Raw genomic sequence first — 21,737 nt, 5'->3', positions numbered from 1 at the left:
CTTCAAGCCTACGCCAATCCTGCCCTGGAGACTAACCTTCCAGGGTCGGCCGGGGCAACGCCATCACCGCCTCCGTCTTGTGGCAGGCGGCAAGGTGCCCCTCGCCTACTTGGCGTAACTCAGGCAGGATCGCGCGGCAATGCTGGTCAGCGAGGGCACAGCGCGCGCCGTAGGGGCATCCGGTCGCCGCCGCCGATTGCGAGGCGATCGCCTGGGCCCCGCGCCGCCGCCGACGGCCGCCGGCGCGTGCCCGCGGCACGGCATCCAAGAGCGCGCGCGTATAGGGATGGGCGCAGTGCTCGAACAGGTCCTGCGGCCGGCCCTGTTCGACGATCCGGCCGAGATACATCACCGCAACCTCGTCGCAGAGATAGTCGACGACGGCGAGATCGTGGCTGATCAGGATGTAGCTGAGACCGAACTGCTCCTGGAGGTCCTGCATCAGGTTCAACACCTGCGCCTGCACGGAGACGTCGAGCGCGGAGACCGGCTCGTCGGCGACGATCAGCTTCGGCTGGGTGATCAGCGCACGCGCAATGGCGATGCGCTGGCGCTGGCCGCCGGAGAATTCGTGCGGATATTTGTCCATGTCGGCGTCGCGCAAGCCGACCTGGCGCAGCACTGCGGCGACGCGTTCGCGGAATTTGGTGCGATCGGCCTCCTCCAGCACGGTGAGGGGCTCGGCGACGATGCGGGCGATGGTTTGGCGCGGATCCAGCGAGCCGTAAGGGTCCTGGAACACCATCTGGAAATCACGCCTGGCACGGCGCAGTTCATCGGCAGAGATGCGGTTGAGATCGCGGCCGAGCAGCGCGACCTGCCCTGACGTCGGCCGCTCCAGCGCCATCACCAGCCGCGCGAAGGTCGACTTGCCGGAACCGGATTCGCCGACGACGCCGAGGCTCTTGCCCGCGGCGACCTGCACGCTGACGCCGTTCAGCGCGCGCACCTGCCCCGGCGGGCGAAACAGGCTTTCGCGCGGCAGCGTATAGCGCTGCTCGAGATCCTTCACCTCGAGAAGCAATCCGGCGGCGGTCATGCGGTCAGCGCTCCGACACGTTCGCCCATCGATACGTCGGTCCTGATGCAACGCACGCCATGGCCAGGTCCGACGTCCACCATCGGCGGCAACGCGGCACGACACTGATCGATCACCAGGGGACAGCGATCGGAGAAGGTGCAGCCGGACGGCAAATCGGCGAGCTCCGGCACTGTGCCCGAGATCGTGTTCAGCCGCGTCCCCTTGCGCGCACCGAGCTTCGGCCGGGCGCGGAACAGGCCCTGCGTATAGGGATGCCCCATGCGCCGGAACACCTCGTCGGTCGGCCCGCTCTCGACGACGGTGCCGCCATACATCACCATCATGCGCTGCACGTTCTCGGCGATGACACCGAGATCGTGCGAGATCAGGATCATCGACATGCCGCGCTCCTCGACGAGATCAGCGATGAGGTCGAGGATCTGGCCTTGGATGGTGACGTCGAGCGCGGTGGTCGGCTCGTCCGCGATCAAGAGGTCCGGCTCGCAGGCGAGCGCCATCGCAATGGTGACACGCTGGCGCTGGCCGCCGGAAAACTGGTGCGGATAGGCGTCGACGCGCCTGATAGCATCGGGCAGGCCGACCCGGTCGAGCAAGGCGATGGTCTCGCGCCGCGCCTGTGAGGCCGAATATTTCTTGTGACGCCGCAGCGGCTCGGCGACCTGATGGCCGATCGTGTGCATCGGATTGAGCGCGGTCATCGGCTCCTGGAAGATCATGCTGATGCGGTTGCCGCGCAGGCGGCAATAATCCGCATCCGAAAGCCCGACGAGCTCGTTGCCATCCAACTTGATGCTGCCGCCGACCACTGCGCTGTCCGGCAGCAGCCCCATCAGCGATAACGCCGTGACCGACTTGCCGCAGCCGGATTCGCCGACGAGCCCGAGCGTCTCGCCGCGCTTGAGGGCAAAGCTGACGCCACGCACGGCCTGCGCCGGCCCGCGGCTGGTGTTGAGGCGCACGCCGAGATCAGCGACCTCGATCAGTGGCATGGTTGCGGAATCAGCCATCGTTACCGCTCCCGCGCCAGTCTGGGATCGAGCAGGTCGCGCAATCCGTCACCAAGCAGATTGAGACCGAGCACCGCGACGGCGATCGCAGCGCCGGGATAGACCGCGAGCATCGGCGACTGGAACAGCAGCGTCTGCGCGTCGTTCAGCATGCGGCCCCATGACGGCTGCGGCGGCTGAGTGCCGAGGCCGAGATAGGACAGTGCGGCTTCGGCGAGAATGGCAAGCGCGAACTGGATGGTGACCTGCACGATCAGGATCGACAGGATGTTGGGCAGCACGTGCTCGATCGTGATGCGGAAGCGCCCCTTGCCCGCCGCGCGCGCGGCCAGCACGAATTCGCGCGCCCAGATCGCGTTGGCCGAACCGCGCGTCAGCCGCGTCAGCGTCGGGATCTGGAAGATACCGATCGCGACGATCGAGGTCACCATGCCCGGTCCCACCACGGCCGCGAGCATAATCGCCGAGAGCACGGCCGGAAAGGCGAAGCTGAAATCCGCAAAGCGCATGATGATCTCTTCGGTCCAGCCGCGCCTGGCCGAGGCGATCAAGCCGAGGCAGACGCCGAAGCTGAGACCGATGCTCACCGCGATGATGCCGACCATGATGGTCGAACGCGCGCCGGCGAGCAGCAGCGAGACGATGTCTCGGCCGAAGGAATCGGTGCCGAGCCAGTGCGATGCCGACGGCGGCCGGAGTTTCGAGGCGATGTCGATCTCATAGGGCGACCACGGCGTCCACACCAGCGACAACAGCGCTGAGGCGAGCACCAGCAGGCTCAGCGCGCCGCCAAGCGCGAAGCTGCGATGCCGCAGCGCGCGGCGCCAGAACGTCCGAGCAGGCAGCGGCCGCGTCGCAATCGGCGCGTCGATGGTCAGGGGGTCGCTCACAGGTCGTGGACCTTGATGCGGGGATCGATGAAGGCATAGAGCACGTCGACCACGAAATTGACGATGACGACCATGGCCGCGAGCAGCATCACGCAGTTGCGCACGACGATGAGGTCGCGGTTGGCGATCGACTGGAAGATCAGGCGGCCGAGGCCCGGCAGGTAGAACACGTTCTCGATCACGATGGTGCCGGCGAGCAGATTGGCGAATTGCAGCCCCATCACGGTCATCACAGGGATCATGGCGTTACGCAGCACATGGCGCCACAGCACCTCGCGCTTGCCGAGGCCCTTCGCACGGGCCGTGCGGACGAAGTCCTCACGCAGCACCTCGAGCACGGCCGAGCGGGTGACCCGCGCGAGAATCGCGGCCTGCACCACCGCGAGCGAGATCGCCGGCAGCAGCAGCGACTTGATGCCCGACCAGAGGCCATCGTCCCAGCCGCCAAAGCCGCCCGCCGAGAGCCATTGCAGCCGCACCGAGAACAACAGGACCAAGAGGATCGCGAACCAGAAATTCGGCAGCGCGATGCCCACCTGCGTCAGTGACATCACGCCGACGTCGCCAAGCTTGTTGTGGTTGGCGGCGGTGTAGATGCCGGCGGAGAGCGCCAGCGTCACCGTGATCGTCATGGCCATGATCGCGAGCGGAATGGTCAGCACCAGCCGCTCCGCGATGAGGCTCGCGACCGGCGTGCCGTAGACATAGGAGTTGCCGAGATCTCCGACGAGGAGGCCCTTGATCCATTGCAGGTAGCGAACCGCCAGCGGCTGGTCGAGCCCGAGCTTGACGGTGAGCGCGCGGACTGCGTCCGGCGAGGCGTCGGCGCCCATCAGCATCTGCGCGGCGTTGCCGGGAAGCGCGTCGAGCACCAGGAAGATGATCAGCGATGCGCCGACCAGCGTCGCCAGCAAGGTCAACAGACATCGGAGGACAAAGACGCTCATGCGCGCTCGGCTTCAGGGCTACCAGGCACGATCAACATGTCCGGGCGCCGGAGGCAAGCCCTTTGCTGCATGCCCGTCGGCTCAGGCCGGCCAGCGGGACAGAAGGTCACTTGAAGCCTCGAACAGCGCGCTCACGCGCAGCAATTCGGCATCGCCGCGGAAGCGGCCGACGAGCTGCAGCCCGATCGGCAGGCCGTCGCGGCCGAAGCCGCAGGGTAGGCTGACGGCGGGATGCCCGGTCATGTTGAATAGCATGGTCCAGGGGAACCAATGCGGCCGGACGCTGTCGAAAAGCGCCCCGTCGATTTCGATGGTGCCAAACAAATCCTGCTCGATCGGCAGCGCCGTGCGCGTCAGTGTCGGCATTGCCAGCAGGTGCCCGCGCGCAAGCAGCGATTGCACCCGGCGGAACAGCGCGGTGCGCACGAACATCGCCTCCTGGTATTCGACGCCGCTGACCTCGCTTGCGAGCGCAAGCTGCTTGAGAAAGGCCTCGCTCAGCTCGTCCCCATGCTCGGCGGCGAGCTTTGCAAAGCGCGTGCGCCAGACCGTGTGGTTGATGGCGCGCCAGATCGGCTCTATGTCGAAGCCGTCGCCGGAGAACTCTTCAAGCTCGGCACCGAGCTCCGCCAGCCGATCAAGGCTCGCCTTGAAGCTGGCCGCGACGTCTAACGACACTGGACGTCCGGGCGGCGAAGCACAGAATAGGATTTTCTGCCCGCGTAGATCGCCGCGCGGGGCGGCGGTGCCGATGAAATCAGGCACGGGGACGCCGATCGACCAGGGATCGCAAGCATCCTCGCCGGCCATCGCCTGCATCATCAGTGCTGTGTCGGCCACCGTGCGGGTGGTCGGCGTGACATAGGTTTGGTTACCGAACACATCGAGCGCCTGGCTGTGCGGGATCACGCCGTTGCTCTGCTTCAATCCGACCACGCCGTTGCAGGCGGCCGGAATCCGCGTCGAGCCGCCACCGTCCGTCGCGATTGCAAGCGGCGCGATGCCGCTCGCAACGGCAACCGCCGCGCCGCCGCTGGAGCCGCCGGAGGAACGGCGCGCATCCCACGCGTTGCGGGTGCGGCCGAACAAGGGCGAGTCCGTCAGGCACTTGCTGCCGAATTCCGCCGTCGTGGTCTTGCCGATCAGGATCGCGCCTCCACTGCGCAGCCGCGCCACCGCGACGGCATCCTCGTTCGGCACATTGTCCTTGTAGGGAACGGCGCCGAAGGTGGTCTTCACACCCTTGGTGTTGACGATATCCTTGACGGTGACGGGGATGCCGTGCAGCAGGCCGAGGGGCTCGCCGGCCATCATCTTGCGCTCGGCTTCGCGCGCCTCTGCGATCGCCTGGTCGCCGCACAGGGTGATGAAGCAGTTCAATTCGCCCTGGAGCGCCTCGGCGCGCGCAAGCACGGCGCGGACGATCTCGACCGGCGAGATCCGCTTCCCGGCAATGAGGCCGCGCAGTTCAGTGGCAGACAAAAAACAGGGATCATTGCTCATATCGAAGGCCCGCGTCATGGACGCTCGGACCTTGCCAGCTCGGGTCTATCCTGTCCATTTCCGCGGGCGCATAACCATTGTCCACCGAATCGCGGCAACCGCAGGGCTGGCATTCGCTACAAGCTCCAACTCACCTCGTGGCTCCAGGGCGGATCGGCGCCCGGACGGGTGCAAGTGAGGCCGGCGCAATTGGCGGCGAAGGACAGCGCGCGGCGGAGCTCGTCGGCACGGATGTCCTTCAACGTTTGCCGGGCAATGCGACCCTGCTTGTGCAGAGCGAACAGCAGCGCCGCCTGAAAGCTGTCGCCGGCCCCGATCGTGTCGGCCACCTCGACCTTGGGCGCGGCGACCTCGATCTGTCCTGCGCCCGCGTGCCAGGCGACCGCGCCGTCGTTGCCGCGGGTGATGACGACGAGGCTCGTACCCTGCCCCAGCAGCGCGCTCGCGCGTTGTTGATATGGCTCGTCTCCGAAGAGATAGGCGAAGTCGACGTCGGACATCTTGATGAGATCGGCGCTGGCAGCGAAGCCGGCCATGCGCGCGAGATAGGCCGGCTTCTCCTTAACCAGATTAGGGCGGCAGTTCGGATCGAAGGAGATGGTTGATGACGCCCGCGCGTCCGCGACCAATGCAGTCGTCTCCGCCGCGCCGTGGTCGTTGACCAGCGTCGTCGAACCGACATGAAGGGCTTCGACCTTACCGAACGGAATCGATCCGCGCCGATAGCTCCAGTTCCGCGTCGCAGTCTCGGCATCATAGAACGCATAATGCGACTCGCCCGCGACGATGCGGACGAAGGCAAGCGTGGTCTGGTGATCGCTGCGGGTGGCGAAGCTGAGATCCACATGCGAGGCCGCGGTATGGTCTGCGATCATGCGGCCGAACAAGTCGGTCGAGATGCCTCCGACGAAACTTGTCGGCGCCCCCAGCCGCGCCATGCCGATGGCGACGTTGAGGCAGGCGCCGCCGACCGCGGGTATTACCGCTTCACGTCCCTCAGTGCTTCGCGTCGGCACGAAATCGATCAGCGCATCGCCACAGGCAATCAGCATCCGTTTCAACCCCTCGCGATGTCGCGCATCGCCGCGCGGCTGCCGCGATCGACGTCGCGCAGCAGCTTGTAGATCTCGCGCTTGCGGGCGTGAAACGCCGCCATGTCGGGAGCGGTCGGCTCGCTCTTGCGTCCCAACGCCGACATTTTTGCCATGGTCTCGCCGATCGAGGCATAGGCGCCGCCGGCCACTGCGCCGAGCATCGCGGCGCCCAGCAGCACCGGCTCCTTGGTCTGTGGCAGCGCGACCGTGAGGCCGGTCGTATCGGCCATGATCTGGCGCACCAGCGGGCTACGGCTGGCCCCGCCGCCCATGATCATCATGCTGGAGCGAACGCCATGCGCGGCAAAGGCCTCGATCACCTCGGCAAGCCCATAGGCGAGCCCGCACAGGCCGGCGACGAATAGCCGCTCCATCGAAGCGATGTCGGTGTCGAGATCGAGGCCGGCGATCACCGCGCGCGTGTCAGGATCAGCGTAGGGCGAACGGTTGCCGATGAATTCGGGAAGCACATGCACGTCACGCGCGAGCAGCGCGGCGCGGCTGGCATCGCCTGCGCGCGCGATGATGCGGCGCTCGAGGAAGTCGATGAGGTCGAGGCGCTCGTTACGCGCCGCCGCGCTCGCCTCGCCAAAACCCGGATGCGACCTGAGGAGGTGATCGATTGCGGCGCTCGCGGCCGACTGGCCGCCCTCGTTGAGCCATAAGTTCGGCACCATGCCGGAGTAGTAAGGTCCCCATACGCCGGGCACGAAACAGGGTTCCTTCGTGGTCGCCATGATGCAGGCCGACGTCCCCATGATGTAGGCGAGGCGATCGCATGCGTCTGCTGCTCCGCCCGAGCCGTCGCGGCCGCCGATCGCACCGATGCCGCCCGCATGCGCGTCGATCAGCGACGCCCCGACCGGCGTGCCCGGCGACAGGCCCAGTTCGGCCGCCGCGGCGGGGGTGAGACCGGCACCGAGCCGCGTGCCGGGGGCGACCATCTCGGTGCCAATGCGCGCGTAGGTCTCGCTGACGAAGTCCGACAGGCCGATGCGCTTGAAGAATGGCGCGCTCCAGCCGCCATCATGTGCGAGGTAGTTCCACTTGCAGGTGACGGTGCAAGTCGAGCGCTGGAGCGAGCCGGTCGCGCGCCAGGCCAGGTAATCAGCCAGATCGAAGAAGTGACCCGCGGCGTCGAAACTCGCGCGAAGATGCCGCTTCAGCCACAGCAGCTTCGGCATCTGCATCTCGGGCGAGATCGAGCCGCCGACATAGCGCAGCACGGCATCCTCGGTCTCGTTGATCAGCCTCGCCTCGGCGGTGGCGCGGTGGTCCATCCAGACGATGACGTTGCGCTGCTTATCCCCGGAGCCACTGACCGTGAGTGGCTCGCCTTGCCTATCGAGGACCACTAGGGAACAGGTGGCATCGAAACCGATGCCACGGACGCTATCGGGCGTGATGCCAACTTCCGTCATCGCCGCGCGTACCGATGTCGCGCAGGCGTCCCAGATGTCCTGGGACGACTGCTCAACGATATCGCCGGCCTCGTGCCAGGTCCGGATCGGATGTCGCGCCATAGCGAGCAGCGTGCCCGCTTCGTCAAACACCCCTGCCCGCGTGCTTGTGGTCCCCACGTCGACGCCGATATACGCTCGCGGCATTGTCGCTCCGGTCGCTTCGTCAGTCTTGACGCAAGCCTACCAGCAAGTGTAGCCGCCATCCACCAGCACGATGCTGCCGGTCATCAGGCTTGCGGCCTCGGACGAGAGGAACAGCACGACGGAGGCGATTTCCTCGACCTGCCCCATCCGCGCCATCGGGGTTCCGCCGATCCAGGCGTCGTACATTTTCGGGTTGCTCTTCACGAAGGCGTTGAGCGGCGTTTCAATATAGGTCGGCGCCACCGCGTTGACGCGGATGCCGCGGGCGCCCCATTCGGCGGCGAGCGACTTGGTGAGATGGTGCACACCGGCCTTGGAGGCGTTGTAGAAGCACTGCTCCTGCGGCTTGTTGACGATGAAGCCAGACATCGAGCCGACATTGACGATGGCACCGCTTCTGGCCTTCAACATGTGCTTGCCGAACTCGCGGCAGCACCAGAAGGTGCCGTTGAGGTTGACGTCGATGACGTTGAGCCAGTGCTCGTCGGTGACGGTCTCGGCCGGCGTCTCGCTGCGCGCGATGCCGGCATTGTTGACGAGGATGTCGACTTTGCCGTGGCGGGCGACGAGGTCGTTTGCGACCTCCGCGACGCGCTTGGTATCGGTGACGTCCATGATCGCGGTCTCGATGTCGTAGCCCTTGGCCTTCAGGGTGGCTTTGGCGCTGTCGGCGACCTTGCTGTCGCGATCACCGATCACGACCCTGGCGCCGGCCTCAGCCAGCGCTTCGGCGCAAGCAAGGCCAATGCCCTGCCCGCCGCCGGTGATGAACGCGCTCTTGCCGTTCAGCTTGAATTTGTCCAGGTACATGATCGTCTTCCCGTTTTCTTGCCGTTTCTTGTTAGCTTCGAAGCGCGTTGCCGCCATCGTCGAAGCGGTGGATGCGCGCGGGGTCCGGCACCAGCGACACGCGATCACCGGCGTGCAGGCTCAATTCGCCGATGTAGCGCGCCGTCAGCATGCCGAGCGACCCGGCATCGACGTAGAGAAAGGTATCGCTGCCGAGATGCTCGGCGACCGAGATCGTTCCTTGCCAGCCGCCGGCGCCGTCGCGCTCGATCTTGAGGTGCTCCGGACGCACGCCAATGGTGGCCGCGCCTTGCTGCTTGGCGAGCTCGCCGGTTACGAAATTCATCTTGGGCGAGCCGATGAAGCCGGCGACAAAGAGATTGGCCGGCCGCTCATAAAGCTCCAGCGGCGAGCCATATTGCTCGATCTTGCCGCCGTTGAGCACGACAATCTTGTCGGCCATGGTCATGGCCTCGACCTGATCGTGGGTGACGTAAATCGCGGTGGTGCCGAGCTGCTTCTGGAGCCGTGTCACCTCGATGCGCATCTGCACCCGCAGCGCTGCATCGAGGTTCGAGAGCGGCTCGTCGAACAGGAACGCCTTGGGCTCGCGGACGATGGCGCGGCCGATCGCGACGCGCTGGCGTTGGCCGCCGGAGAGCTCGCGCGGCTTGCGGTCGAGATAGGGCGTGAGATTCAGCGTCGCGGCCGCCGCCTCGACCTTGCGGTTGATCTCATCCTTGGCAAGGCCCGCCATCTTCAGGCCGAAGCCGATATTGCCGCGCACGCTCATATGCGGATAGAGCGCGTAGGACTGGAACACCATCGAGAGACCGCGCTTGGCAGGCGGCGTGTCGACCACGTTCTTGCCGTCGATCAGGATCTTGCCGCCGGAGACGTCCTCGAGCCCGGCAATCAGGCGCAAGAGCGTGGTCTTGCCGCAGCCGGAGGGACCGACGAACACCACGAAGGAGCCGTCGGCGATGTCCAGATCGGCGCCCTTGATGATGTGCACGGGGCCGAAGGATTTTTGCACGCCCTGAAGTGTGATCTGACCCATGATCCGGCAGTCCCTCTACTTCACCGCGCCGAAGGTGAGCCCGCGCACGAGCTGCTTCTGGCTGAACCAACCGAGGACGAGAATGGGCGCGATCGCCAGCGTGGAGGCCGCCGACAGCTTTGCCCAGAACAGCCCTTCCGGGCTCGAATAGGACGCGATGAACGTGGTGAGCGGCGCGGCGTTCGAGGTCGACAGGTTGAGCGTCCAGAACGCCTCGTTCCAGGCGAGGATCAGGTTGAGCAGCAGCGTCGATGCGAGCCCCGGGATCGCCATCGGCGTCAGCACGTAGACGAGTTCGCGGCCGATGGTGGCGCCGTCCATGCGCGCGGCCTCGAGGATATCGCGCGGGATCTCCTTGAAATAGGTGAACAGCATCCAGATGACGATCGGCAGATTGCCGAGGCAGAGGATGAAGACGAGGCCGATGCGGGAATCGAGCAGGCCGAAGGACTTGTAGATCAGGTAGATCGGCACCAGCACGCCGACCGGCGGCATCATCTTGGTCGAGAGCATCCAGAGCAGGATGTCCTTGGTGCGCTTGGTCGGCGAGAACGCCATCGACCAAGCCGCAGGGATGGCAATCAAAAGCGCAATCAACGTCGAGCCGCCAGCGATGATGATCGAGTTCAGCGCGTGGAGAAGATAGTCGCTGCGCTCCTGCACGGTCGCATAGTTTTCCGTGGTCCAGTGGAAGAACAGGAAGGACGGCGGGATGGCGAAGGCCTCGAGCTCGGTCTTGAAGCTCGCCAGCACCATCCACAGGATCGGGAAGAAGATCAGAAATCGGAACAGCCAGGCCGCTGCCGTCGATATCGCCACTCGCCGCGTCGTCGCCATCCGTGCCATGTCAGGCCTCCAAATTGCGACCGACGATGCGGACCAGGAAGAAAGCGACGACGTTGGCGATCGCCACGGCAACGAGGCCGCCTGCCGAGGCGCTGCCGACGTCGAACTGGATCAGCGCCTGCGAATAGATCAGGAAGGCGATGTTGGTGGTTTGCAGGCCCGGTCCGCCGCCGGTGGTGACGAAGATCTCGGCAAACACCGTCAGCAGGAAGATGGTCTCGATCAGGATCACCACCGTGATGGGACGGGCCAGATGCGGCAGCGTGATGTAGATGAACGTCGAGAGGGCGCTCGCGCCATCCATCTCGGCGGCTTCCTTCTGCTCCTCGTCGAGCGATTGCAGCGCGGTGAGCAGGATCAGCGTCGCGAACGGCAGCCATTGCCACGTCACGATCAGGATGACCGCAAACAGCGGCACATCGTTGAACCAATCGATCGGCGTCAGGCCGAACAGTGAAGCGAGCCAGGCGAACAATCCCGACACCGGATGCATCAGCAGGTTCTTCCAGACCAGCGCGCTCACCGTCGGCATCACAAAGAACGGCGCGATCACCATCAGCCGCACGAAATTGCGTCCGATCACCGGCTGGTCCATCAACAGCGCAAGGGGGATACCGAGCAGGATGGTCAGCGCCAGCACCGAGCCGACCAGCACCAGCGTGTTCTGGAGCGAGGCGAGGAAGGCGGGATCGGTGAGGAAGTAGCGGAAATTCTCCAGCCCGACGAACGATTCCGAGCCGGGATCGAGCAGGCTGTAATGCAGGGTCGAGAAGTAGATCGTCAGCGCCAGCGGGACGATCATCCAGATGAATAGCAGCCCAACCGCCGGCGTCAGAAGCGAGCGCGCAAGAAATTGCGTCTGCCGGGTTGCCATCCCTGACTTCTCCTTTCGGGAAGTAAGGCGGCCATCCATCCGGGGATGGGCGGATGGCCGCCAGTTTGAGCTCAGGTGGGAGAGCTCGGGTTCATTTGATGTAGCCGGCGCGCTTCATCTCGCGCTCGGTCGCGGATTGCGCGGCGGTGAGCGCGGCATCGACGGTCATCGATCCCGCAAGCGCGGCCGAGAATTGCTGGCCCACCTGGGTGCCAATGCCTTGGAATTCGGGGATCGCGGCGTATTGCACGCCGACGTATGGCACCGGCTTCACCGTCGGCTTGTTCGGGTCGGCCGCGTCGATCGAGGCCAGCGTCAGCTTGGCGAAGGGGGCGACTTTCAGATAGTCCTCGTTCTGGTAGAGCGAGGTCCGCGTGCCCGGCGGCACGTTGGCCCAGCCCTCCTTCGACGCGACGAGCTTGGTGTAGTCCTTGCTCGTGGCCCAGGCGATGAACTTCTCGGCCGCTTCCGTCTTCTTGGAGCCGGCGGGGATCGCGAGATTCCAGGCCCACAGCCAGTTGGCATTCTTGCCGAGCCCGGTGTTGGGCGCGAGCGCGAAGCCGACCTTGTCGGCGACCTTGGACTCCTTCGGATTGGTGACGAAAGATGCCGCGACCGTGGCGTCGATCCACATCGCGCACTTGCCGGCGTTGAACAGCGCCAGGTTCTCGTTGAAGCCGTTGGAGCTTGCGCCGGGAGGACCGGCTTCCTTCATGAGATTGACGTAGGTGGTCAGCGTCGCCTTCCATTCCGGCGTATTGAACTGCGGCTCCCACTTCTCGTCGAACCAGCGCGCGCCGTAGGAATTGGCCATGGCCGACAGGAACGCCATGTTCTCGCCCCAGCCGGCCTTGCCGCGCAGGCAGATGCCGTAGACGCCGGCGCTCTTGTCGGTGAGCTTCTTGGCGGCATCAATGACGAAATCCCAGCTCGGCTTTTCCGGCATCTTCAGGCCGGCCTTCTCGAACAGATCGGTGCGGTACATCACCATCGAGCTCTCGCCGTAGAACGGCGCGGCGTAGAGCTTGCCGTCGGCGGAGACCGCATCCTTGATCTTCGGCAGCAGGTCGGCGATGTCGTAATCGGCGCCGAGATTGGCGAGCGGCACCAGCCAGCCCTTCTTGGCCCAGATCGGCACCTCGTAGGTGCCGATGGTCAGCACGTCGAACTGACCGCCCTTGGTGGCGATATCGGTGGTGACGCGCTGGCGCAGCACGTTCTCCTCCAGCGTCACCCATTTCACGGTGATGTCAGGGTTCTTCTTGGTGAACTCACCCGTCAGCCCCTGCATGCGGATCATGTCGCCATTGTTGACGGTGGCGATGGTCAGGGTCGTTTCGGCCATCGCGGGGATGGCCAGCAGCAGGCAAGACGCGCCGCAGACGGCGCCGAGGACGTGTTTCACGGAGACCTCCCTAGAGTCGCGCTTTTGAGTATATGCCCACGCGTTGGGCGTATGTTCAACGGACGCGCGGTGCTTGTCAAGCAGGCGCACGAGCGTTTCGGCAACTTATGAGTGCTGCGGTGCGGGAGGGGTGCGAGGTGTCGCTTCACTCTCAGCTGTCATTCCCCGCGAAGGCGGGGCATCTATGTCTCCGAACACCTGTCAGTGATCTGTCCGGTCTAAACACTGCGCGGACGATGACAGGGGTGTGGGCGGAGAGAGCGGCCGCTTCGCTGACGCGAGAGGGCCGAGCCGCCTACCGCTCCAAGATCGCCCTTGCCGTCGCCTCGTCCGTGATCAGGCCGTTGATCAGCCGTCCGTTCATCGCGGCCGCGATCGCCGGCACCTTGGGGGCGCCGATCGCGGCGCCGATCGTCGTGGTCTTGGCCGGGACTTCCGGCGGGATGCTGGTCAGGCGCTTGTTGGTGCCGGATTTGAGCAGGCGACCGTTGGAATCATAGGCCCAGCCGGTGATCTCGCCGATGGCACCTAACCGCATCATCTCGAACAATTCATCGCGGGTGACGAAGCCATCGACATGGACCTGCGCCTTCTGGTCCATCTGGCCGATGCCGACGAGGCGAAGGTCCGCCTTGGCCGCGACCGCCTTCACCTTGGCGATCGGCTCGATGCGGACCATCTTGTTGCGCTCGTCCTCCGACGACATCAGGAACGGCAACGGCATCGGATAATGCCGCGCGCCAGTACGGTCGGCGAGCCGGCCGACGGTGTCGTAGAAGCTCGCCGACCCGTCGGCGGAGATGTTGCCGACCAGCGAGACGATCTGATGATTGGGCCGGTCGATCGGCGTGACGCGCTCCACCGCGGCGCGCACCGCCCGTCCGGTGCCGAGGGCGACGATGACCGGCGTCTCCGAGCGCAGCGTGGAATCGAGCAGGTTGGCGCAACGCTCGGCGATGCCTGCGGTAGCCTGCGGCGCCGCAGGGTCGGCCGGCACCACCTCGCAATGAACCAGATCAAAGCGCTGCTTCAGGCGCGCCGCCAGTTCCATGCAGGCGGCGATGGGATGCTCGAGCCGAAACGTGATCAGCCGCTCGGCGAGGCAGAGCGAGACCAGCCGCTGCGCCGAGGCACGCGAGACCTGGAGCATCTTTGCGATCTCGTCCTGGGTATGACCGGCAATGAAATAGAGCCAGCCGGCGCGCGCGGCGTCGTCGAGCCTCGATTTCTCATTCTCGGCGGCCATGGCAGGCGTCAGACGTCCTTCCAGAAATCGCTCATGCGCTCGAAAACCCGATCGGCCCCGGCGGCCGACAATATAGCCTGCCCGTCCCGGGTGCTGTAATGGCCTCCGCCAACAAATCCCCAGACGGTCATGCCCGCCGCCTTGCCCGCCTGCAGGCCGCTGACGCTGTCCTCGATCACCAATGTGCGCGCGGGCGGTATGCGCATCTTCTCGGCCGCGTGGAGGAAAAGGTCGGGCGCCGGTTTGCCGCGCTTAACCATCTGGGCCGTGTAGATGCGATCGTCGAACAGCGGCTTGAGGCCGGTGACGTCGAGCGAGAGCGATACGCGATCGATATCGCTCGAGGAAGCCACGCAGAACGGCACCGTCAGGTCCGACACCACCGCCCCAACCCCGGGGATCGGTTCGAGCGAGGCGGCAAACGTCTGGAGCACGCGCGACTTCAATCGCGGCAGGAAGCCGTCCGGCACGGTTTGCCCGAGATCGTGGTAATGCTGCTCGATCGCCTTGGTGCTCCGCCCGAGAAAGAGTTCGAGTGCCTGCGCCTCACTGAGCGCGAAGCCGAATTCGGCCAGCACTTCGGACAGGCAGCGGCAGCTCAACAGCTCGCTGTCGACGAGCACGCCGTCGCAGTCGAAGATGATCAGATCGGGTTTCGGCCGGCCCTGGTGCATCCAGCCATTCGATCATATACCCACCGGATGAGCAATAGCTCAGCTGCAAACCCTCCCGGCGCGGTCGGCGCCTCAATGCGCCACCTGCCGGTCGATCGCCGGCAGCGCGCCGCCGGCAAACGCTTGATGCTGCCGAGGATACGCAGCCGCCGCGGCGGAACAGGGTCGGGACGTAGGATTGCGCAATTGCGTCACCCAGATCATGGGATCGCCAGAGCGCTTTGGCCCATTGCCGGAACGCGGTAAGGTTCGCGACCGCACACGACCCAATGAGTTTGCCATGCCTGAGATCATCAATCTTGGTGCGCTGCAGCTAATCTTTCTGCGGAGCAAGGACGACACCGCCGGCAGCCTCGATCTGTTCGAAATGACCCTCCAACCGAACGCGCGCATGCCGATCCCTCACTATCACGATCGCTGGGACTAAACGATCTATGGACTCAGCGGCATCTCGACCTGGCGGATCGACGGAACGGAGGTCGACGTGGCGCCGGGCGAGACCGCGTTCATCAAGCGCGGAGTGGTGCACAGCTTCACCAACCGTTCACCCCGGCCGGCGACCTGCCTGTGCACACTCACCCCCGGCGTGCTTGGCCCGCAATATTTCAAGGAAATGGCGGCCCTGCTCGCCGCCGGCACACCCGATCCGGCAAAGATGAAGGAGACGATGCTGCGCTACGGATTGGTACCGGTGCTGCAGTCCTGATCGATCGCGAGAATCGTTGGCATTGGCTTTGGCGCCATTTGCCCACCCAACGTTCTTCGCCGCGAGCTTACCGCCGCTGATTATACACGTCGATGCACACCGCCCCGAGCAGCACTAGGCCCTTGATGACCTGCTGGTAGTCGATACCGATGCCGAGGATCGACATGCCGTTGTTCATCACACCCATGATCATGGCGCCGACCACGGCACCGCCGACGCGGCCCACCCCGCCATAGGCCGAGGCGCCGCCGATGAAGCAGGCGGCAATGACGTCGAGCTCGAAGCCGAGACCGGCCTTCGGGGTCGCGGTGTTGAGGCGCGCGGCGAAGACGAGGCCGGCGAGCGCGGCGAGCACGCCCATGTTGACGAAGGTGAGGAAGGTCAGCCGCTCGGTCTTGATGCCCGACAGGCTTGCCGCCTTGGCGTTGCCGCCGACGGCATAGATCTGCCGGCCGATCACGGTGCGCCGGGTCACGAAGCCGTAGAGCGCGATCAACGCCGTCATAATGACCAGCACATTCGGCAGACCGCGATGCGAGGCGATCAGATAGGTGAAATAGAGCACGGCGCAGGCCAAGAGAACGCTCTTGCCCAGGAAGAACGCATAAGGTTCGACCTCAATGCCATGCAATTGCTCGCGCGACCGTCCCTTGGCGCTGGCATAGACCAGGCCGAGCGCGAGCACCGCACCGATCAGCATGGAGGTCGGATGCAGCGTGCCGGCCTCCGGAAGCAGTTCAGGAATGAACCCCGACGACAATTTCTGGAAGGTCGCCGGGAACGGTCCAAGCGACTGGCCCTGCAAGACCGCGAGCGCGAGGCCCTTGAACACCAGCATGCCCGCCAAGGTGACGATGAAGGACGGGATCTTGAAATAGGCCACCCAATAGCCCTGCGCCGCGCCGATGGCGGCGCCAATCAGGAGGCAGGCAATGAAGGCGAGCGTGTAGTCGATCTTGTAGGTCACCATGAGCACGGCGGCCACCGCGCCGATGAAGCCCGCGACCGAGCCGACTGAAAGGTCGATATGGCCGGTGACGATCACCAGCAGCATGCCCAGCGCCATGATGACGATGTAGCTGTTCTGGAGCACCAGATTGGTCAGGTTGAGCGGCTGGAGCAGCGTGCCGCCAGTGACGACCTGGAAGAACAGCATGATCGCCACCAGCGAGATCAGCATGCCGTAGCTGCGCAAGTTGTTCTTGATGAAGCTGCCGTGCCGGCGCTCCTCGGGCAGCGACACCGTCTTGTCGGTCATGGCTGCGATCCTCCCATCTCCGCGGCCGCACGAGCGCCGCTCCCGTTGCTTCTCTCGTTGCGCATGATGGCGCGCATGATCTTTTCCTGCGTCGCCTCGGATCCCCCAAACTCCCCGACAAAGGCGCCGTCGTTCATGACGCAGATGCGGTCGCAGATGCCGAGCAGCTCGGGCATTTCCGAGGAGATCACGACGACGCCGCGACCGGCTTCCGCCAGTTCGTTGATGATACAGTAAATCTCGTACTTGGCGCCGACGTCGATGCCCCGCGTCGGTTCGTCCAGGATCAGCACCTTCGGATCGGTCATCAGCCATTTCGACAGCACCACTTTCTGCTGATTGCCGCCGGAGAGCTGGCCTGTCTCCTGGTAGACGTCGGAGCAGCGAATCCGCATCCGGTTGCGGTAGTCGCTGGCGACCTTGAGCTCTGCGATGTCGTCGATCACACGGCCAGGCGCGACCTGGTCGAGGCTCGCCAGCGTAATGTTCTTGCGAACGTCGTCGGCGAGGATGAGGCCGAGCTGCTTGCGATCCTCGGTGACATAGGCAAGGCCGGCATCGATCGCGGCCGCGACGTTTGGCAGCATCATCTCCCTGCCCTCGAGCCGGAGACTGCCGCTGATGGTGGTGCCCCAGGAGCGGCCGAACAGGCTCATGGCGAATTCAGTGCGGCCGGCTCCCATCAGGCCGGCGATGCCTACGACCTCGCCTCGCTTGACACTGAAATTGACGGTCTTGATCACCTGCCGTTCGGGATGGACGGGATGATAGACCGACCAGTTCTCGACGGTGAGCACGGGTTCCCCGATTTTCGCGCTGCGCTCCGGAAAGCGATGGGCAAGATCGCGGTTGACCATGCTGCGGATGATGCGATCCTCCTGGATCGCCTCGGCATGGCAATCGATGCTGTCGACCGTGCGGCCGTCGCGCAGCACAGTGATGTGGTCGGCGACCTTTGCGACCTCGTTCAGCTTGTGCGAGATCAGGATCGAGCCGATACCCTGCTCGCGAAATGTCATCAGCCGTTCGAGCAGCGCGGCGCTATCGGCCTCATTGAGGCTCGCGGTCGGCTCGTCCAGGATCAGCATCCGCACCCGCTTGGACAGCGCCTTCGCGATCTCGACCAGCTGCTGCTTGCCAACGCCGAGATCCGTGATCAGCGTATCCGGCGATTCCTTCAAGCCGACCTGCGCAAGCAGTTCCCGCGTGCGCCGGTAGACCTCGTCGCGATCGATCACCCCCAGCTTCGACGGCGGATGCGACAGGAAGATGTTCTCGGCGATCGACATCAGCGGGATCAGCGCCAGCTCCTGATGGATGATGATGATGCCAAGCGCCTCGGAATCGTTGATGTCGCGGAAGCGCCGCTCCTCGCCCTCGAAGACGATAGTCCCCTCGTAGCTGCCGTGCGGATAGACCCCGCTCAGCACTTTCATCAGCGTCGACTTGCCGGCGCCGTTCTCGCCCACGAGCGCGTGGATCTGCCCGGCGTGAACCGCGAAATTGACGTCGCGCAGCGCCTGAACACCGGCAAAGCTCTTGCTGACGTTGCGCATCTCCAGCATGGCGGTCATCGGATAGTGTCCTTGGAAAGTTCACCGTCGTTCCGGGGCAGCCCAAAGGGCGAACCCGGAACCTCGAGATTCCGGGTTCGATGCTTCGCATCGCCCCGGAATGACTGAGCAAGCCAGAGCCTACTGGAACTGCGACTTCTTGTAGTAGCCGCTGTCGACCAGCACCTTCTCCCAATTGTCCTTGTAGACCACGACCGGCTTAAGCAGATAGGACGGCACCGTCTTGACGCCGTTCTCGTAGGTCTTGGTGTCGTTGACGGTGACCTGCTTGCCGGCGAGCGCCGCGTCGACCATATCGGCGGTCACCTTGGCGAGGTCGCGGGTGTCCTTGAAGATGGTCGAATACTGGTCGCCGCGCAGCATCGCCTTGATCGAGGGCACCTCGGCGTCCTGGCCGGAGATGATGGGCATCGGCTGGTCCGCGCTGCCGTACCCGACGCCCTTCAGCGAGGAGATGATGCCGATTGAGATGCCGTCATAGGGCGACAGCACAGCATTGATCTTCTTGTTGCCGTAATAGGCGCTGAGCAGATTGTCCATGCGGGCCTGCGCGGTGGCGCCATCCCAGCGCAGCGTCGCCACCTTGTCCATGCCCATCTGGCCGGAGACGACGACGAGCTTGCCGCTATCGATGTAGGGCTTCAGAACGCTCATGGCGCCGTTGTAGAAGAAGTAGGCGTTGTTATCGTCGGGCGAGCCGCCGAACAGCTCGATGTTGAAGGGTCCCTTGCCTTCCTTGAGGCCGAGCCCCTGCTCGATCGACTGCGCCTGGAGCACGCCAACCTGGAAATTGTCGAAAGTCGCGTAGTAGTCGACATCCGGCGTGCCGCGGATCAGGCGGTCATAGGCGATCACGGTGATGCCCTTGGCTTTGGCCTGCTTGAGCACGTCGGAGAGCGTGGTACCGTCGATCGCGGCGATCACCAGCGCCTTCGCGCCTTTGGTCACCATGTTCTCGACCTGCGAGAGCTGGTTCGGAATGTCGTCCTCGGCATATTGCAGGTCGGTGTTGTAGCCGCGCTCCTTCAGCACCTTGACCATGTTGTTGCCGTCGTCGATCCAACGCGCCGAGGATTTGGTCGGCATGGCGATGCCGACTGTCGCCTTCTGAGCAAAGGCGGCGACGCCTGTGGCCATCGTGGCAGCGCCGGCCAGCGCGAGCGCGAGGAATGTCGTCTTCAGTTTCAGCATGTTTCACTCCCTTTGGGTGTCAGACTGTTCTTTCGTTTCGAGGACAGAGGTCGGTTGCTTCGGGTCTCCTATGCGAGCTTGACGTCGGGCTCCGCGCGACCACGCGCGGACGCCTCCAGCAGAAAGGTGTGGCCTGCTTGCGGATCGGCAGCACGCGCCGCCGTGTCCATGTCCTGCCAGGCGGAGGTAACGAGGAGACGCGACAGATCGGGGCCGACGAAAGCCGGGCAACTCGCCTGTTTCGCTGGAACGCTCAAGGAGCGCAGGCGCTCGCCCTGCGGAGAGTAAATATCGATGCGGCCCGCGCCCCAGCAGGCGTTCCAGATCTGCCCGTCGGCGTCGCACACCGAACCGTCGAGGCCGCCGATGCCGGTGTGGCGCAGCAGCACCTCCGGCTCGCCGCGCGGCAGGCCGGTCCCGGGATTGAGCGGCACGGCGTAGAGCACAGCCCGCGCGCTGTCGGCGAAATAGCCAATGGTGCCCTCCGGCGAGAAGCAGATCGAGTTGGGAATGCTGATGCGGGGGAACAGCAGCGAGATCTTGCCGCGATGAAACGCGTAGATCGCGCCCGCCCCCGGCTCCGCCTTGCGGCCCATGGTGCCGATCCAGAACGTGCCGGACTGATGCACCCGCGCGTCATTGGAGCGCGTCGCCGGATTGTCGGCTTCGAGCGGGCAGAGCAGCGTCATCATGCCGTCAGCGAGCTCGCGGACGTAGAGGCCGTCTTCCGCGACGATCAGCTGACGCTCGGCGTCGATCCTGCCGAGCGCACTCGCCATCCGGCCGAGCGCATGGACGCGGACGCCACCTCCGCCGAGCTGCGCCTCGAACAGCAGCCCTTCGCGGATGTCGAACCACCAGGCCGTGTCGGTGGTCGCGTCGTAGGTTGGCCCCTCGCCGAGATGGCAAGGATGATCCGAGAGCACAGACGTCGGCACCTCTTCCATCATGGCGTCCTCACCGAAAAGCGATAGACCGTGTGATGGCGATAGACCTCGCCGGGTGAGAGCCGCGGGTTCGGGAAATCCGGCCGGTTCGGCGCGTCAGGCCAGATGTGCGGCTCCAGGCATATCGCGTCCGACTGCCGGACGAGCTTGCCACCCTTCCCGGAGATCGTGCCATCGAGATAATTGCCGGAATAGACCTGCAGGCCGGGCTGATCGGTGAACAACTCCATGATGCGCCCCGAGCGCGGCGCCTCCAGCCGGGCCGCGAAAGCAAGCTTGCCGTCACGCGCGAGACAGTACGTGTGATCGTAGCCTCTGCCGTTGCGCAATTGCTGATCGCTGTCGCGGATGCGCTCGCCGACGCGTCGGGCTTCGCGGAAGTCGAACGGCGTGCCGGCAACGCGACGCGGCGGCTCCGGCAGCGGAATGGCCGTGGGATCGATCGCGAGAAAATGCTCGGCGGCGACCGTCAGCTCATGATCAAGGATGGGCGTACCCGACGTCGCACCCTCCAGATTGAAGAAGCTATGGTTGGTGAGATTGACGATCGTCGGCCGGTCCGTGCAGGCCTCCATGCTCAGCGACAGCTCGGTCGGACCGGTGATGCGATAGGTCAGGCGCACATCGAGCCGGCCCGGATAATTTTCTTCGCCATGCGGGCTGACATAGGTGAGCGTCACCGCGGGCTCGGCGCTCTCGTCGATCTCCGCAATCTCCCAGAGCTTGCGGTCGAAGCCATCGAGGCCACCGTGCAGCGCATGAGGGCCGTTGTTGACGGCGAGCTGCACAGTCTCGCCGTCAAGCGAGAACTGCCCGTTGGCGATGCGGTTGGCGTAGCGGCCGACCGTGGCGCCGAGGAACTTTCGTTCGGCGAGATAGCCAGGGAAGGCATCGTGGCCGAGCACGACATCGTCATAGCCGCCCTTAGCGTCCGGCGCGATCAACGCCTGGATCACCGCGCCATGAGTGATGATGCGCGCTTCGAAGCCGCCCTCCCCGCGCAGCACGACGCGCTCGATCGCGCGACCGTCCGGCAGTGTTCCGAAAGCGTCTCTTGTGATTCTCGAGCCAGCCATT

The 21,737-nt window shown here is 64.9% G+C and carries 21 protein-coding genes; 2 read left to right on the top strand and 19 right to left on the bottom strand.

Going from position 1 to position 21,737, the window contains the following annotated elements; all coding sequences use genetic code 11:
- Positions 1–31 precede the first annotated feature (31 nt).
- The 14 genes from IVA87_RS10425 to IVA87_RS10360 form a co-directional block, all read right to left on the bottom strand.
- Positions 32–1,039, bottom strand: coding sequence for an oligopeptide/dipeptide ABC transporter ATP-binding protein (locus IVA87_RS10425; RefSeq protein WP_247306144.1), 1,008 nt, complete (start codon positions 1,037–1,039; stop codon positions 32–34).
- Complete coding sequence (locus tag IVA87_RS10420) at positions 1,036–2,049, bottom strand: ABC transporter ATP-binding protein (protein WP_247306148.1); 1,014 nt, start codon at positions 2,047–2,049, stop codon at positions 1,036–1,038. Before IVA87_RS10420 ends, IVA87_RS10425 begins: the two co-directional genes overlap by 4 nt.
- 2 nt (positions 2,050–2,051) lie before the next feature.
- A complete protein-coding gene (locus tag IVA87_RS10415; RefSeq protein WP_247306151.1) occupies positions 2,052–2,939 on the bottom strand; it encodes an ABC transporter permease in 888 nt (295 codons plus the stop codon).
- Complete coding sequence (locus tag IVA87_RS10410; RefSeq protein WP_247333492.1) at positions 2,936–3,886, bottom strand: ABC transporter permease; 951 nt, start codon at positions 3,884–3,886, stop codon at positions 2,936–2,938. Before IVA87_RS10410 ends, IVA87_RS10415 begins: the two co-directional genes overlap by 4 nt.
- An 81-nt stretch (positions 3,887–3,967) precedes the next feature.
- Complete coding sequence (locus tag IVA87_RS10405) at positions 3,968–5,389, bottom strand: amidase (RefSeq protein ID WP_247306279.1); 1,422 nt, start codon at positions 5,387–5,389, stop codon at positions 3,968–3,970.
- A gap of 116 nt (positions 5,390–5,505) precedes the next feature.
- Entirely contained in the window at positions 5,506–6,441 is a 936-nt protein-coding gene (locus tag IVA87_RS10400; RefSeq protein WP_247306155.1) for a carbohydrate kinase, read from the bottom strand.
- A gap of 5 nt (positions 6,442–6,446) precedes the next feature.
- Positions 6,447–8,090, bottom strand: a complete 1,644-nt coding sequence (locus IVA87_RS10395) for an FGGY-family carbohydrate kinase (protein ID WP_247333491.1) — start codon at positions 8,088–8,090, stop codon at positions 6,447–6,449.
- Positions 8,091–8,126: 36 nt separating this feature from the next.
- The gene (locus IVA87_RS10390; RefSeq protein ID WP_247278215.1) at positions 8,127–8,900 is read right to left on the bottom strand and encodes an SDR family oxidoreductase; all 774 of its coding nucleotides are present in this window, start codon (positions 8,898–8,900) and stop codon (positions 8,127–8,129) included.
- Positions 8,901–8,931: 31 nt separating this feature from the next.
- Positions 8,932–9,939 (bottom strand): ABC transporter ATP-binding protein, encoded by a 1,008-nt coding sequence (locus IVA87_RS10385; RefSeq protein ID WP_247306162.1) that lies wholly within the window; start codon positions 9,937–9,939, stop codon positions 8,932–8,934.
- Between the two features lie 15 nt (positions 9,940–9,954).
- Positions 9,955–10,785: a carbohydrate ABC transporter permease gene (locus IVA87_RS10380; RefSeq protein WP_247333490.1), complete on the bottom strand. Its 831-nt coding sequence runs from the start codon at positions 10,783–10,785 to the stop codon at positions 9,955–9,957.
- Position 10,786: 1 nt separating this feature from the next.
- Positions 10,787–11,659, bottom strand: a complete 873-nt coding sequence (locus IVA87_RS10375) for a sugar ABC transporter permease (protein ID WP_247333489.1) — start codon at positions 11,657–11,659, stop codon at positions 10,787–10,789.
- Positions 11,660–11,750: 91 nt separating this feature from the next.
- Positions 11,751–13,064 (bottom strand): sugar ABC transporter substrate-binding protein, encoded by a 1,314-nt coding sequence (locus IVA87_RS10370; protein WP_247333487.1) that lies wholly within the window; start codon positions 13,062–13,064, stop codon positions 11,751–11,753.
- Between the two features lie 295 nt (positions 13,065–13,359).
- Positions 13,360–14,310 (bottom strand): sugar-binding transcriptional regulator, encoded by a 951-nt coding sequence (locus tag IVA87_RS10365; protein ID WP_247306169.1) that lies wholly within the window; start codon positions 14,308–14,310, stop codon positions 13,360–13,362.
- Positions 14,311–14,318: 8 nt separating this feature from the next.
- Positions 14,319–14,984 carry an HAD family hydrolase gene (locus tag IVA87_RS10360; RefSeq protein WP_247333484.1) on the bottom strand — a complete coding sequence of 222 codons (666 nt, stop codon included), beginning with the start codon at positions 14,982–14,984 and terminating at the stop codon, positions 14,319–14,321.
- Between the two features lie 280 nt (positions 14,985–15,264).
- Here IVA87_RS10360 and IVA87_RS10355 point away from each other — a divergent pair, with 280 nt between their 5' ends.
- Complete coding sequence (locus tag IVA87_RS10355) at positions 15,265–15,411, top strand: hypothetical protein (protein ID WP_247306175.1); 147 nt, start codon at positions 15,265–15,267, stop codon at positions 15,409–15,411.
- A 3-nt stretch (positions 15,412–15,414) separates the two neighbouring features.
- Positions 15,415–15,690, top strand: coding sequence for a cupin domain-containing protein (locus IVA87_RS10350; protein ID WP_346657720.1), 276 nt, complete (start codon positions 15,415–15,417; stop codon positions 15,688–15,690).
- A 67-nt stretch (positions 15,691–15,757) separates the two neighbouring features.
- Here IVA87_RS10350 and mmsB read toward each other — a convergent pair whose 3' ends face one another.
- The 5 genes from mmsB to IVA87_RS10325 all read right to left on the bottom strand — a co-directional run bounded on the left by mmsB (position 15,758) and on the right by IVA87_RS10325 (position 21,736).
- A complete protein-coding gene (gene mmsB, locus IVA87_RS10345) occupies positions 15,758–16,948 on the bottom strand; it encodes a multiple monosaccharide ABC transporter permease (RefSeq protein ID WP_247278222.1) in 1,191 nt (396 codons plus the stop codon).
- A complete protein-coding gene (mmsA, locus tag IVA87_RS10340) occupies positions 16,945–18,522 on the bottom strand; it encodes a multiple monosaccharide ABC transporter ATP-binding protein (RefSeq protein ID WP_247306180.1) in 1,578 nt (525 codons plus the stop codon). The genes mmsB and mmsA overlap by 4 nt, the downstream gene beginning before the upstream one ends.
- Positions 18,523–18,642: 120 nt before the next feature.
- Entirely contained in the window at positions 18,643–19,713 is a 1,071-nt protein-coding gene (gene chvE, locus IVA87_RS10335) for a multiple monosaccharide ABC transporter substrate-binding protein (RefSeq protein WP_247306183.1), read from the bottom strand.
- A gap of 68 nt (positions 19,714–19,781) precedes the next feature.
- A complete protein-coding gene (locus tag IVA87_RS10330; protein ID WP_247306283.1) occupies positions 19,782–20,660 on the bottom strand; it encodes an SMP-30/gluconolactonase/LRE family protein in 879 nt (292 codons plus the stop codon).
- A complete protein-coding gene (locus tag IVA87_RS10325; RefSeq protein ID WP_247333481.1) occupies positions 20,660–21,736 on the bottom strand; it encodes an aldose epimerase family protein in 1,077 nt (358 codons plus the stop codon). The genes IVA87_RS10330 and IVA87_RS10325 overlap by 1 nt, the downstream gene beginning before the upstream one ends.
- Position 21,737 lies beyond the last annotated feature (1 nt).

This window comes from Bradyrhizobium sp. 147 (assembly GCF_023073935.1).
In the GTDB taxonomy this organism is placed as follows: Bacteria; Pseudomonadota; Alphaproteobacteria; order Rhizobiales; family Xanthobacteraceae; genus Bradyrhizobium.
The sequence above is the reverse complement of the archived record's forward strand: the minus strand, read 5'-3'. Positions and strand labels throughout refer to the sequence as shown.